General features: G+C 44.8%; 13 protein-coding genes and 1 riboswitch. Of the genes, 4 read left to right on the forward strand and 9 right to left on the reverse strand.

Annotated elements, in window-relative coordinates; genetic code table 11:
* Nucleotides 1-86: 86 nt before the first annotated feature.
* The 5 genes from DCMF_RS14195 to DCMF_RS14215 form a co-directional block, all read right to left on the reverse strand.
* Complete coding sequence (locus DCMF_RS14195; protein WP_148135026.1) at nt 87-1,058, reverse strand: bile acid:sodium symporter family protein; 972 nt, start codon at nt 1,056-1,058, stop codon at nt 87-89.
* Nucleotides 1,059-1,167: 109 nt separating this feature from the next.
* A complete protein-coding gene (locus DCMF_RS14200) occupies nt 1,168-2,133 on the reverse strand; it encodes a bile acid:sodium symporter family protein (RefSeq protein ID WP_148135027.1) in 966 nt (321 codons plus the stop codon).
* Between the two features lie 109 nt (nt 2,134-2,242).
* Nucleotides 2,243-4,168, reverse strand: a complete 1,926-nt coding sequence (locus DCMF_RS14205) for an ABC-F family ATP-binding cassette domain-containing protein (RefSeq protein ID WP_148135028.1) — start codon at nt 4,166-4,168, stop codon at nt 2,243-2,245.
* 658 nt (nt 4,169-4,826) lie between these two features.
* Nucleotides 4,827-5,174 (reverse strand): DUF7957 family protein, encoded by a 348-nt coding sequence (locus DCMF_RS14210; protein WP_148135029.1) that lies wholly within the window; start codon nt 5,172-5,174, stop codon nt 4,827-4,829.
* Entirely contained in the window at nt 5,174-6,076 is a 903-nt protein-coding gene (locus DCMF_RS14215) for a copper amine oxidase N-terminal domain-containing protein (RefSeq protein WP_148135030.1), read from the reverse strand. Before DCMF_RS14215 ends, DCMF_RS14210 begins: the two co-directional genes overlap by 1 nt.
* Nucleotides 6,077-6,284: 208 nt before the next feature.
* Between DCMF_RS14215 and DCMF_RS14220 the strand changes: the two genes are divergently transcribed.
* Nucleotides 6,285-6,755, forward strand: a complete 471-nt coding sequence (locus DCMF_RS14220) for a hypothetical protein (protein WP_148135031.1) — start codon at nt 6,285-6,287, stop codon at nt 6,753-6,755.
* Between the two features lie 101 nt (nt 6,756-6,856).
* Here DCMF_RS14220 and dapA read toward each other — a convergent pair whose 3' ends face one another.
* Nucleotides 6,857-7,747 carry a 4-hydroxy-tetrahydrodipicolinate synthase gene (gene dapA / locus DCMF_RS14225; RefSeq protein ID WP_148135032.1) on the reverse strand — a complete coding sequence of 297 codons (891 nt, stop codon included), beginning with the start codon at nt 7,745-7,747 and terminating at the stop codon, nt 6,857-6,859.
* 109 nt (nt 7,748-7,856) lie between these two features.
* Nucleotides 7,857-8,032, reverse strand: a riboswitch (Lysine riboswitch).
* 311 nt (nt 8,033-8,343) lie between these two features.
* On the opposite strand from dapA, the gene DCMF_RS14230 reads away from it, so the two are divergent.
* Together DCMF_RS14230 and DCMF_RS14235 are read left to right on the forward strand one after the other, a co-directional pair.
* A complete protein-coding gene (locus DCMF_RS14230; RefSeq protein WP_148135033.1) occupies nt 8,344-8,655 on the forward strand; it encodes a ferritin family protein in 312 nt (103 codons plus the stop codon).
* Nucleotides 8,656-8,669: 14 nt separating this feature from the next.
* Nucleotides 8,670-9,164: a rubrerythrin family protein gene (locus DCMF_RS14235; RefSeq protein ID WP_148135034.1), complete on the forward strand. Its 495-nt coding sequence runs from the start codon at nt 8,670-8,672 to the stop codon at nt 9,162-9,164.
* A gap of 473 nt (nt 9,165-9,637) precedes the next feature.
* On the opposite strand, the gene hydG is transcribed toward DCMF_RS14235, so the two are convergent.
* Nucleotides 9,638-11,065, reverse strand: a complete 1,428-nt coding sequence (gene hydG / locus DCMF_RS14240; protein ID WP_148135035.1) for a [FeFe] hydrogenase H-cluster radical SAM maturase HydG — start codon at nt 11,063-11,065, stop codon at nt 9,638-9,640.
* Between the two features lie 527 nt (nt 11,066-11,592).
* Here hydG and panB point away from each other — a divergent pair.
* Nucleotides 11,593-12,429, forward strand: a complete 837-nt coding sequence (gene panB / locus DCMF_RS14245) for a 3-methyl-2-oxobutanoate hydroxymethyltransferase (protein ID WP_148135036.1) — start codon at nt 11,593-11,595, stop codon at nt 12,427-12,429.
* A 27-nt stretch (nt 12,430-12,456) separates the two neighbouring features.
* Here panB and DCMF_RS14250 read toward each other — a convergent pair whose 3' ends face one another.
* Together DCMF_RS14250 and DCMF_RS14255 are read right to left on the reverse strand one after the other, a co-directional pair.
* Nucleotides 12,457-12,999 (reverse strand): flavin reductase family protein, encoded by a 543-nt coding sequence (locus tag DCMF_RS14250; protein ID WP_236860274.1) that lies wholly within the window; start codon nt 12,997-12,999, stop codon nt 12,457-12,459.
* A 211-nt stretch (nt 13,000-13,210) separates the two neighbouring features.
* Entirely contained in the window at nt 13,211-14,206 is a 996-nt protein-coding gene (locus DCMF_RS14255) for a linear amide C-N hydrolase (RefSeq protein WP_148135038.1), read from the reverse strand.
* Between the last annotated feature and the right edge of the window lie 214 nt (nt 14,207-14,420).

Below are 14,420 nucleotides of genomic sequence, written 5' to 3' on the forward strand. Positions count from 1 at the left end.
GCAAGCTTCCCTTTGTTGAACTCATCACGCAAATCAATAAGCACCCTTTTCTCATGATCCCAGTGAGGCGGGGTGCTTATTTTTGTTTATTTTAGTGTTGAGGCAGCTTCTTTGGCCTGGTAGCGCCGGAATAAGCTTGCTACTACAGCAGCGACCGGCTGCTGATATAACATGGCCAGGGTAACCGGAACAGCCACCGCCGGAGGGAAGTAGGAAATCGCAAGAAGGGCTCCAAAACCGATATTCCGCATCCCCACATTGTAAATAATGGGAGAAATCACATCACTGCGCCTGTCTTTTACCACCAAAGAACCGATAAAACCCGTCATATACCCGCAAGCAACCAAAAGCAGTACTACCAAAAGCAGTTTAATCAGGGAAACATTCCAGGGGATTTCTGAAGCCACCATAGCAGCATTGATTAAAATCACCAGAAAAAATGCTCCTTTGGAAGTAAATGCCCCTATTGATTTAGAGAACCCGCGCAATCTTCCCCCTGTCATATCATTTAAAAACATCCCGGCCAGGCTGGGAATGGTCACCATGAAAAGGAGCTGTATAATCAAATCCGGATAATTAATCGTTAACGCCTGGCCCACCGTAATGAGAAAAAATGCCGGTAAAATCATCGGTACCAGCAGGGTATCTAAAGTAACTATCACCAAAGCCAGGGAAACACTGCCCTCGGTTAAAGAGGTCCAGATAATAGAAGTTACACCTACCGGAATGCTGGCACTAATTAAGAAACCCAATCTGATCAACTGGTCATGGGGATAAAAAATAGATCCCACCATCCAGGCAATCACCGGCGCACCGGCATGGATCAAAAAAAGCATCCAGATGGGAATCCATGGTTTACGCACAACTTGTACAAATTCTTTGAAACTGGTCCCCAAAGCCGAGATGAAAGTCATATAGGCAAACAACCCAATTGCTATGGACGTATACAAAGGTGATTGGGGTAAAGATAAATTAAATCCGATGAGCAGGGCGGAAAGAACCACAAAAAACATGCGCTTGCCCAGCCAGTGATCCCATGCTGTAATCATTTTCATCATATCTCTCAACTCCCGGCTCCTATCATAACACCTGAAGGCCGGCGTCAAAAGGTGAATAGTGATTCCATTTCTGTATAAAGGACCCATCTGTGCTTGACGATGAGGCGCTTCACCCGGAGGCAGGTATTTTGGCCGGACGTCTTTGATATAAATGGGCGATGATAGCAGCGACCGGCTGCTGATATAACATGGCCAGAATCACCGGCAGGGCTACTGCGGAAGGAAAATAGGAGATCACCAGAAGGGCCCCGAAGCCTGTATTTCGCATCCCTACATTGTAAATCATGGCGGAAATAATACCGCTCTGCCGATCTTTCACCACAAAAGACCCGGCGAAACCGGTTAAATATCCGCAGATAACCAGGAGCAAGACCACCAAAAGCAATTTAATCAAGGCGCCATTCCAATGAATCTCAGAAGCCACCATCCCTGCGTTGAGCAAAATGACCAGGAAAAGTGCCACTTTCGCCGTCAGCCCTCCTACCGATTGGGCAAACCCATTCCACCTGCCCCGGGTCCCATCATTGATCAGCATCCCTGCCAGGCTGGGGATGGTCACCATCAAAAGCAGGCGCAAAATCAGATCCCCATAATCAATGGTTAACACCTGGCCTACGGTGATGAAAAAAAAGACGGGCAGGACCACCGGGACCACCAGCGTATCCAATGTCACGACCACCAGGGAAAGGGGAATACTGCCCTCTGTTAAAGAAGTCCAGATAATAGAGGTAACTGCCACGGGAATACAGGCGCCAATTAAAAAGCCCAGCCTGATTAAATGGCCATGGGGATAAAAGATCCATCCCACCATCCAGGCAATCACCGGTACTGCGGCATGAATTAAAAAAAGCATCCAGACCGGGATCCACGGTTTATGCATTACTTTGAGAAATTCTTTGAAGCTGGTTCCCAAAGCGGTGACAAAGGTCATATAGGAGAATAACCCCATCCCCAGCAAAGTTATCCCGGGAGATTTGGGCAAATTCAGATTAAACCCGATCAGCAAAGCCGACAGGACCACAAAAAACATCCGTTTTCCCAGCCAGTTATTCCATTTCGCCATCAACTGGATCATGTTGTTTCAACTCCTGGCTACTATCATAGCACTTATCAAGGCAGAGAAAAAGACAAAAAGTATCTTTCCTGCAGAGGACAGGGGTGTTCCCCTGCCCTCTGCAGGCATCTTATCCCATGGTACTAACGCTTAGATACAATTGATACAAATCTTCCAGCTCTTTGATCACTTCATGATATTCCACATATCTCTCCGGGGGAGTATCTTTGTCAAAAGAATTTTCCAGCCGGTGCCGTTTTTCCTCCAACCCGGTTATTCGGGTCTCGATCTCCCGAAGATCGGGCTTAGGCCCGGACTGCTCCTCCGGCCCATGGCCAGCCGGCCTGCGGGCATCTTGTTTTGCCGTGGCCGCGGTACTCTTCTTATTCTGCTCCTGCGCTTTCACGATCCGGCTTTCTGCTTTTGCCTGCTTGTACGCGTCAAAATTTCCTTCAAAGGATGCTACGGTGCCTTCTGTAAATTCCAGGATCCTGTTGACGCAGCGGTTGAGGAAGTACCGGTCATGGGAAATGGCGATCACCGTTCCTTTGAAGTGGAGCAAGGCTGTTTCCAGGGCATCCCGGGCCGGTACATCCAGATGATTTGTAGGCTCATCCATAATCAGGCAGTCCGGGCTTTCCAGAATCATACAGGCCAGGTAAAGCCGTACCCTCTCTCCCCCGCTGAGAACGGCAATTTTCTTGTCAACCTCATCGCCATAAAACTGAAATCCGGCCAGATAATCTCGTGCGGCATCCGGGGCCATTTCCTTTACAGCAAGCAATTCCTCCATGATGGTCCGGCCCTCATCCGAAAAATCCACTTCTTGGCCCAGATACCCGTATCTCACCCACTCGCCCAGTTTGCCCAAGCCCTGGAAGTCTTGATCCTTTCCGAGCAGGATATTGATCAGGGTAGTTTTGCCGCACCCGTTGGGCCCAACGATCCCCACCCTTTCTCCTCCCCTGATCAGGAAATTCACCTCCGAGAACAAAGGGGAACTGCCGAAATATTTAGCCAGTCCATGGGCCACGGCAATTTCCGCACTCAAATGCTGAATGCCGTTAAAAGACATTTTTGGCGCCACGGTCCGGTACAGGTGATGCTTTTCTTTTTTCTCATTCAGGGCCACCGTCAGTTCTTTTTCCAGGCGCTGCACGGTTTTCATCCTGCTCTTCCAGGCAGTGCTGTTTTTGGTGCCCTTCAATTGCTGCACAATGGCGTTTTCCCGCTTTATTTCCTCTCGCAACCTAAACTGCTCTTTCCGGGCAAACTCCTTCATTTTATCCTTTTGTCCCATAAAGGTGGAATAATTTCCTGTTCTTTCTGTAATCGTACCCCTGCTCAGCTCCGCAACCCTGGTCGCTATCTGGTCGAGAAAATACCTGTCGTGGGATACCACCAGAACGCCGCCGCCAAACCTCTTTAAAAATCCTTCCAGCCATTCCACCCCGTCAATATCCAAGTGGTTGGTGGGCTCATCCAATACCAGCAGGTCCGGCTCCTCCAGCAAAATCCGGGCCAAAGCCACCCGCATCTTCTCTCCCCCGCTTAACAGCTCCAGGGGAAGGGTGAGGGCCTCTTCTTTAAGGCCCAGCCCGAGAAGCATGGATTTGATGGTAGATTCGATGGTGTATCCGTTCAGGCTTTCATAGCGGTCGACCAGTCGGGAGTATTCCGAAAAGACGGCGCCATATTCCTCCGGAAGATCCAGCACGGCCGGTTCCGCCATTCTTTTTTCCAGGTTTTTTATTTTCTGCTCCAGCCTGCTTACCTCTTCATGGTACAGCGCCGTCTCGCGAAAGATCTTCCCGTTGGGATCCATTTCCCGCAGGTCTTGGGTCAAGTACCCCATCTTTGTTCCCCGGGCCACGATCACGTTTCCTCTGTCACAGCATTCGACCCCTGCGGCAATTCTCAGCAGAGTCGTCTTCCCCGACCCATTGGGTCCGACAAGAGCCACCCTTTCTCCTCTTTCGATTCTCAGATCGGCCCCGTCAAGCACCACCCGGTTCCGATACTCTTTTATAATATGATTGAGCACCAATAAGCTCATCTCAATTCCTCCTTTTGTGCTACCGGAATATTTGCCTATCCTGAATGATCAAACCAAAAAATAAAGGACCGCAGGTATATCCGCGGCCATGATTCCAGCAGGAGAAAATAGAGATCCCCCTCGCTCAGCAAGAGTCAATTACTCAGAAGGAATATGCAGAAATAAAAAGCCGCGGCATTCGTGTGCTGTCCGCAGCTTGATTAGGCAAAACATACCTTAACAAAACGTTTCAAAATTAACGAACCATCAAAGCAGAATCGTTTTCGAAACGCTCACGCAAGATATTTTAGGCTTTACATGAGCTGTATTAAAACCCTATGCGGCCTTTTCACCGAAGGCAAGGGGCTATCCGCAAAAATGTATAACAGAATAAACTATCCTGTTTCTATAGCTTTACAGTAAAGTTTATGCAGATCAACCCGGTATCGGCTACTGATGGCTTTTAGGCTCCGGACAATGCATCACCGAATAAAATATGCACTTTGGTCCTTTGACCCTTTGGTCATTGTTCCAGAGCTGAGGCCACGGCCTTCTTCCGGTACATTGGGAAAATACCATTCCATGGTAAATCCTCCTGTACGGACTTTTGTTCTTATTTTTAATCCTTATTTATTATATAACAGGATAACCAGTTAAATCAACATCCTTGCCAAATCGCTTATTTTACCTGATCTCTGCCTATGATCTCCCCGTTTGCCGGGTTAACAAAAAAACGCGCACCGTAAAAATCGGAAACAACAATTTTTCCCTCCCGGATCATCATATTTTCATAGGGCAGCCTGTTCTTCCCGGGAAAAATCTCCTGGGCATTCTGTATTTGCCACAGGATCTCTCCCTGACTGTCCACAGCATAAACGTTATCATAAACCAACCGGTCGAAAGGGATCGCCAGTAAGACGACAAGCAAACAATCCATTTCTTTTACCGTCCGAACAGGGAAGGAAAAAGAGACGGTATGGCCATTAACTGTTAGAACTCCTTGACGTACAGAATAATTAATTGCCATTACTCTTCCGCTCCCGGTAAAAGTCTTGAATTGAGGAATTCGCCTGTTCTTTGCCCCATTAAGTCGAATTGAACTCCTCCGCCTTTTCCCCATTCCGGAACCTCATTGGTGATTCCCCCGCGCAAGCGTGTCCCTGGGCTAATTTTTACATCAACCACATATTTAGGCAAAGCCGGCAAGGCAAATTTGTCCTTAATCTGGGCGGGAGTCAAACCTTCCAAATCCGCTCCTTTCATCACCCAGCCGCCGTACATGCCGGAAATTTCCCCATCATATACCCGGGCAAAAGTGTACTCCTCCGTAACCGTAAATTCTGTCACCCGGGAACCGGCAAGATAGGGCGGTTTATCATAACCCTTTTCTTCCTTCCACCACTGGTTTACCTTATCTGCCGACCTGTTGACCAAATCCTGGGCGGGAATCCCTTCCGAAAAAGGATGTGTATCGGCTCCTTGGATCTGAGCCGTCTTCGTTTTTTCATCCCAGGACAAAGTTAACCCTAAGTTTTCCACCAGAAATCTCAAAGGAATCAATATTTGGTCCTGGGAAACCCTGGGCGAAACATCCAGGGTTATCGTTTGGGTGCCAACCAGTGCGGCAGGGCTTCCCGGATGAAAAACCAGATCGGTATCGCCCAGGTTCAAAGTCAGAGCACCCGTCTCCGGGCCGTAAACAGCGTCAATGTTTAAAATGGGACACAACGGCTCTACGGGAATTAAAATCCGTCCTTTCTCCAGGACCGGCGGCACATCCATCTCAATTAATTCTTGATTATTCCGTACCGAGACAAGATTGCCCCCATCCGTACTATCTGCGCCCGCTCCCCATACCGGGCCGGCCATGAAGCCGAACAGAACAACCAGTATCAGAATTAAATACCCTAGTCTTGGAATTTTTTTCATTTTTCTTCCTCCTTGCCCTATCCCTTATAGATCGCTCTTTTTGCCCCTAAAGAGAAATTTCTTTCTTTCTCACGGTTCAATGCCTTGTATTTCCACAAAATACAATCAGTTCCTCCTAAAGAATAAAAAATAAAATCGTCCCCATAGGAGGTATATTTATCCCGGGAAATGGCAAAAACAGTAATAAAATTCTAAAGAAGGACAAAAAATGGATCACAACAAGGTATTAAACTTAAATAGAATCAAAGAACTCCTGGAATTAAGAGAAGCCGGTTTGATCAGCAAACGGTTTAATCCCGCGATACAAGAATTGAGCAGGGAGGATTTAAATGCCCGCGCTTTTTTAGAAATGGCCGCCGAACTCCCTAATGATATCCCGGTGGAAAAAGGACTGTTCCTCCATTTTAGGAATGTATTTCAGTGGCTGAGGGACTATCCGGAAAAAGTAGCGATACTCCTGACATCCCAGCTGGTCACGCCTCCCCGGCCCACCCGGCATGACCAATACGCCGCCAGCTTTCAGTCCTTGGTAAACATGGTTTATGCGCTGTACAACCTGCAGGGATATAGTTTGGACGGCAACTATTACTGGTTTTCCAAAGATAAGGAGAAGCTGAGATATTTCGAGGATTTGGCAAAACGGCAAAACCCCAAAGACTTTCTCGTGGGCCGAGAGTAATGTAATGTCACGGGGACAGGTCCCTTGACATGCAGAGCCTCATCAAATAGTGGACTTATGTCAATGTACCTGTCTCCATGGCATGCTTCATGACATGCTCCTTATACGTTTAATCCTTGTGCGCGCATAAGGGAGAGCAGCTTTTCACGGTTTGCATCCTCCATTTCAGTAAGAGGCAATCGGAGATAATTCTTGCAGAATCCCATAGCCGCCATAGCCGCTTTAACCGGAATGGGGTTAACTTCGCAAAATAGTGTGTCTATCAGGGGATATAATTGATACTGCAGTTCTGCACTGCCGGCAATGTCACCATTAAAGAAACGGGTGCAAATCTCCCGTGTCTGTGCCGGCATAATATTTGAAAGCACGGAAATGCAGCCAACTCCCCCAAGGGCCATCAGTGGAACAATCTGATCGTCATTGCCTGAATACAAATCAAGCTTGCCGCGTATACGCGCCATCGTTTCCACAATTTTTGAAATGTTGCCATTTGCTTCCTTAATCCCTACGATGTTTTCGTGTTCAGCTAATACTTCATAGGTGGCAGGCTCAATATTTACTCCGGTCCTTGAAGGCACGTTATAAAGAATGATCGGTTTTGTGCTCTGATCGGCAATTTGAGTAAACATTTTAATCAAACCTTTTTGAGTAGCCTTGTTATAATAGGGAGTAACGACGAGCATTGCATCCGCACCTGCTTCGCAGGCACATCGAGTGAGATCAATTGCGTATTCGGTGTCATTGCTGCCTGTACCTGCTATAATCGGCACTCTCCCTGCTGCGTACTGAACTGCAAATGCAATTGCCTCTCTATGCTCCTCGTCATTCAGGGTCGACGCTTCACCTGTGGTTCCGCAAATCACCAGGGCATCAATCCCTTCTGCAATTTGCCAGTCGATCAATTTGCCAAACTGCGCATAATTAATTCCGGTTTCATCCAGAGGCGTGATGAGAGCAGTGGCGATACCTTTGAAAATAGTATTTTTTTTCATGTGCTTATACGTCTCCTTTTTTTAAAAAAAAATAGCTGATTACGGAATCAGCTAATAAATTACCAGTATGAATAATTCCTATTCATACTGTAATTTCTTATCATACTGTACTATAGATAGCTCTCCGCAAAAGCGACAGTTGAGCAAATCTTATTTTGCCCACCCAGCCCAGTCCCTACGCAATCAGGACCGACTTCGGCATCTACACCTTTCGCCGAAGCTACGGTCTTGCGTAAACCTTAACAGCTTCGGGTACTGATTGTACAATGCGCCTCTATCAATTTTATTCAGTTTGTCATATATCGTGATACTTGTCAAGCCTAAATATACGAGATAGATGAGATAAGGAACGGGCACCAGGATCCGGCATCCGAATATTTTTAAAAATATTTTTTAATTTTTATCTAAATTTTTTTATTTTAGGATTGCAAAACCATTAATTTATAAATATAATAAAAATGTAATCATTACAAAGTTATAATTGTTCTTTTGCTTTTGGGTGCCCAGCTTATGGAAAAAAGTGAGAAAAGCGTATATTTTAAAGGTGCCTTTCCGAGACGCCTTTCAAATATAAATAAATTTTTAGGAGGGTTATTATGCCTGATTTTGGACATCCCTTTTCTGGACTTGCAAAAGATCGCAAGCTGACAGAACAAGAATTAATTAGAGCGATCCGGTTTATGGTATCAGCAGAATATGAAGCGATCCAGCTTTATATGCAGCTTGCTGAATCGACAGACAATAGACTGGCAATTGCAGTATTGAAGGATATCGCCGATGAGGAGCGCGTACATGCAGGAGAGTTCCTGAGACTGCTGAAAGAACTTGCTCCAGATGAGGAAGGATTCTATGCAGAAGGGGCTCAAGAGGTGGAAGAAGAAATCGAGGAACTAAAGAATAATTTATAAAGGGAGGTAAAAAAATGGAAGAACAAAAAACTCTGAAAAACCTGATGGAGGCATTCGCCGGGGAATCCCAGGCAAATAGAAAATATCTGGCCTACGCCAAAAAGGCTGAGGCAGATGGAAAAATCAACGCCGCCAAGCTATTTAAGGCAGCATCCGATGCGGAGACTTTACATGCACTCAAACATTTCGAAGTAGCCGGTAAAATTGGGTCCACAGCCGACAACTTAAAAGATGCCGTCAATGGCGAAACCCATGAGTACCAAAACATGTATCCTGATTTCGTAAAAGAGGCTGAAAAGGAAGGCAATAAAGCTGCCCTCAACAGTTTCACCCTTGCCATGAAAGCAGAAGAGGTCCATGCACGGCTTTACAAAGAGGCATTAGAAAATTTAGATCAAACAGAAGAAGTTTTTTACTATCTGTGTCCCGTATGTGGAAATATTGAAAAATCTGTTCCGGAAAAATGCAGCATCTGCGGCGCTCCCGGATCGAAGTTCATTAAGTATTAAGTTATTAAGTTTAAACATCCCTTCCCCAAATATAAATAACCGGATACCGGTATTTTTCCGGCCTCCGGCTATTTTTTTATCTTGTTTTAATCGGTTTATTTTTTCACCATTTTACAATCAGTGATGTGTTGTAATAAAGAACATAGCAGAAAAGCCAGGATGCCAAAATAAGCCATGATCCAATCCTTTTCTCCAACATTCATACCATCTCCTCATACCTAAATTTACTTCATCAGCTAAATAACCCTATGTCCGCGCCTGCAAGACGTTCGGTATTCCTGTGTAGAACCCATTGTACTTATCTGAAATACTTTGTGTATTCCATTATAGTATAGAGATATTTGGAATTCAATAGCCATTTTTAAAATTTAAGAAGATTTTTTTCTGCTGTTTTATCACAAAAAGGTCGGGTAGACCGGGAGAGCGATTCCCCTGGCTACTCGACCTTCAAAAAAGTGATGAAAGTTCACAACTTAAAAATATAAATCTCGCGTACCAACTTCAATTTTTTTCAACTCGTCGATGGTCATTTGTTTAATCTTAGGGTTCGTGATCATTTCCAGATGTTCTTTGATGGCCTGTTCTCCGATCTCTCTAGTTTCCGGACTTGCGTAATCCATTAAATACTCCTTAAAGGTCAAAATAGCATTGGGCTGGCAAACATTTTGGATTTCGCCGGTTTTAGCAAGAGACATAAACCTGTCCCCTGTCCTTCCCTTACGATAACAGGCCGTACAGTAGCTCGGGATATATCCGGCTTCACAAAGATGACGAAGAATCTGATCCGGAGATCGATGATCAGCTACTTCGAATTGAGCAGAATGAAGGTCTTCGTATTCTTCAGTCCCCCGTTTTAGGTTTTCCAGCTGGGCCTTATATCCGCCGATGCCCACACAAGATCCTGCACTCATTTGGGAAATGCCCAGGTCAACAACTTCATCCCGGTAGTCAGGTTTTTCCCGCGTAGACAGAATCATTCCCGTATAAGGGACTGCCAATCTCAATACGGCGACGATTTTCTTAAATTGATCGTCATTCACCAAATAAGGGAAAGTACTCAAATCTACACCCTCCGCCTCCCGCATCCGGGGAAATGAAATGGTATGTGGCCCTACGCCAAATTTCTCCTCCAGGTGGCGGATGCCCAACATCAGTGCTACAACCTCAAAGCGATAGTCGTAAAGTCCAAAAAGGACACCCATACCTACATCATCAATGCCGCCTTCCATGGCTCTATCCATGGCTGTTGTATGCCAGTCATAATCTCTTTTCGGCCCGGATGGATGTATTTTGGCATATGTTTGCCGATGAAAGGTCTCTTGGAAAAGAATGTATGTGCCAATCCCTGCTTGTTTTAATTTTAGATAGTCTTCCACAGTCGTTGCGGCAATCTGGACATTAATTCTTCGTATGGCCCCATTGTCTTTCATTGTCTCATATATTGTTTTCATCGCCTCCACAACATACTCAATAGGTGCATTTTGGGGGTCTTCACCCATGTCCAGCATGAGACGTTTATGACCTAATTGCTCTAAGGCCTCTACTTCCTCCCTGATCTCATCCATAGACAACTTTTTTCGCTCCCCTTTATTTGCACAACGGTAGCCACAGTAAACACAGTTATTGATACAGTAGCTACTCAGGTATAGGGGAGCAAAAAGTACAATTCTTTTTCCATAAATTCTTTGCTTAATTTCTAAAGCGGCGTTAAACATTTCTTCCAGCAACTTTTCATCTTCCAGTTGAATTAATGCAGCTACCTCTCTTGTTGTTAATCCTTTTGCCTCCTTTGCCTTGGCAATTATTTCTTTTACCTCACTTTTAGAAATATGCGCCGTCTCACTAAGCAGTTGCTGGATTTTTGATTCATCAATAAAGTCCGCGGCATAGCTTTTATTCATTTTTTTATCTCCTTTCCGGTTTTCAGTTACCTACGAAAAAAGAAAGACCTTCCATTGGAAGGTCTTTTATTATCTACCAGACTTTTCATTCACCCCTAAAGGTCAGAAAATATCTCTTTCCTGTAGGATACTCAAAACCTTCCTTCCAGTCAGGCGCACCCTACTGGTCAGAACTTAATATATTATTTTTTGATTTACTCTTATGATATCACCAACTGATCAGACAATAAAGAATTAATTTCTCATATTTGTGCTAAATCGGCATAGATCCTTTGGATGAATAAAGGATTAGAGTAGCCAAGTTCATAGATAATCTGCTATAATCAATTTGGGCAGTATCATTAGAACTGCACCTTTTATGAAATAACTTAATAAATCAAAATGGTTCTGCCTAGATCCGTTACGGACCGGGACAGAGGGATAAAACAAGTATAAGTATGTCTAAAAAGGATCCTTCTGGTTAGAAAGGATCCTTTTTTAATATGCACATTGTTTTGTCACCTCTCCTAAAAAAAGGAGGAATGATCATGAAATTAACAAAAGACTTTTTGGACATGAAAGATCAAGGAAAAAAAATTGTCATGGTTACCGCCTACGATTATCCGTCTGCCAGACAAGTCGAGCAGGCGGAAGTGGACATGATCCTTGTCGGGGATTCTCTTGGCAATGTTGTGCTAGGCTATGATTCAACCATTCCTGTGACAATGGAGGATATGATTCATCATGCTAAGGCCGTGAAGCGCGGGGCTCGTAACACTTTCATCGTAGTGGACATGCCATTTATGAGCTATCATCTCTCCGTTAGGGATACCCTTTTGAACGGAGCACGGCTTATTCAGGAAACGGGTGCGCATGCTGTAAAAGTAGAGGGGGCTGATGGAGTGCTCTCTCATATCGAAGCGCTTGTAAAAGCCGGCATCCCTGTTGTATCCCATCTGGGGCTGACTCCCCAATCAGCGGCTGTCCTTGGCGGATATAAAGTTCAGGGGAAAGATGGCGCAGCCGCCAGAAATATGATCAAGGATGCAAAACGATGCCAGGAAGCAGGAGCATTTGCCCTTGTGCTTGAATGTATTCCAAAACAACTTGCCGAAGAAATTTCTGCCCGGCTGGCAATTCCTACGATAGGAATCGGAGCTGGTGTTGATACTGACGGTCAGGTGCTTGTATACCATGACATTCTCACTTATGGAGTCGATCGGGTAGCGAAATTCGTTAAACCCTATGCAAATGTGAATGAACCCATTGCCCTCGGTTTACAGGCATATGTAAGCGAAGTGCGTAATAAACTTTTCCCTGATGACCAGTACAGTTTCTCGATGAAAAAAGAGGAATTAGAGGCACTTAATGAAGGAAAAGAATGAGACAGGTTCTTTGTTGCTATACGAACGTCAAACGCCGGACGGCAGCTTATCTTCCATCAGGCTGCGAAGATTTATGGTGTTTCCGTCCACAACAAAGGTGCCGTCCCCATTGGCATGGAATGTGCGGCGTTCTTTCCGTTCCTGATCGATCCAGGCGCGTACGCCCTGCAAAATGAAAATGCCTTGAGGCTCCAGATAGTCAGTCACGCGGCACTCCAAACAGGCAAGGCATTCCAAAATCAGGGGAGCTTTTACATCGGTTGCCGGTAATGCCGTCAGACCAAATTTCTGAAACTTGTCCACCTCTGCACCGGAACAGTCGCCGATGCCAACCACCTTTTCCGCAAGGTCAATCGTCGGAATGGCAAGCACACATTCTTTGGTATGTATCAGAGCCTGAAACGAATAATTCCACGGGCCGGTTGTCAGGGCAATCTTCGGGGTAAAATCCATCACCATGTGCCATGAGATTGTCATGATATTATTCCGGCCCTCATCCTTTGTAGTGACCAGAATCACAGGTCCCGGCTCAATCAACATAAACGCTTTTTCCATTGGCAATTCTGTCATTGACACATCCCCCGCCTTCCTCCTTTATTGTCTTCATTATACTCCGATTGTACTTTATTAAAAATATTTTTGATTTATCAATAAGCCCAACTAAAACATTGATGTCTAAGAATCCGGCAGTGCAGATCCATTTTCAAGATAAACCTCCAAATTGGTCTTCTATTCTATACCAACTTGGAGGTTTATACAAAATTTAGGATATGCGCATCATTTATACTGATTCTAGTTTTTTAGTAACATCCACATACCAGTCAGGTTGTATGATGTCAATGCTCTTCCGCTCTGAACCATTAACGTCCAGTTCTTTAAGATGGATACCGTATAGAGTGCTGTTAAAATCTGTATTGAAATAAATACTACGGTTGGTATGATCTCTGATGATACACCACTGAGTCCAATCAAATTCATTATAGGAGCCATTCATCATGACTGTGCCACAGGGTACGGCGATAGTCTGTAAAATTTGTAGAGCTAATCCAATGCTCTGTTGCGTATTCTTGGGGTGAAACCCACTGCGCCTCAGTAATTCTGCCCGCACGAAGCGGGAAGGAGAAGTTGGGTCGCCGGGGCTTCCAAGCTGACCGCTTCCATAAAATTCGCCGTCAAAAGAAATTTTAGGATTGTTTTCCAGGCTTAAGGTCTCGTAATTGCGAAGATTCGTAAGATGCCAATCAAAGGCCGGGTCATTGGTCAGCACACCCACATTATTCTTGTAGGTTTTCATCTCTCCGTCTATGAATTCCACAATCAAATGGTTTCCCAAAGCATCGCTAAAAATAAAGTGCAACGGGGTCGCGAAAGGCCGACCGATGTCGATAACCGTTATCTTAGAAAGTTCATCTTTCACTTTGTTAACATTGTCAAAATTCCCTAAAACATAGCTCACAACATTATGGTTGCAAAGTATGGGGGTAGGCGGTGCAGGCTTAGGGTACATACTGCAATCCAACCATAAGGCAGCAGCAGAAAGTCCCGCCTCATTTAAGCCATCGGAATAGCCTATTTCCCCAGACAGAGCATGTACTGCACCGATAAATGCGTACTTGTTCTCCCATCGGATCTCTTCAGGGAGAGGAATTTCTGGAAACGATTGGAAACGAGGTATGAAATGAAGGCTGGTGGAAAGTTCTCGGGGAAAATCCATCGTTCGTGCTGAGATCATGGGATAATCCTTCGATTTACCTGCAATTGTTAAATTGGTGCACATGTTTTTTCTCCTTACAGCTTACCTGAAAATTATTCTATGTTACATAACATAATATGCACTGACATTTTTTTTGTGAATCCCTACTGAAATAAGCAAAATTACGATTAATATGGGATCAAAAAAATTAAATTATCCTTCGTACCATGTCATTTATATTTCCACATCATACTGAATTCAGCAAATTTTACATGTGAAATGTTCTCATATATTATTT

It is taken from the genome of Candidatus Formimonas warabiya (assembly GCF_002777255.1).
GTDB lineage: Bacteria > Bacillota > Dehalobacteriia > Dehalobacteriales > Dehalobacteriaceae > Formimonas > Formimonas warabiya.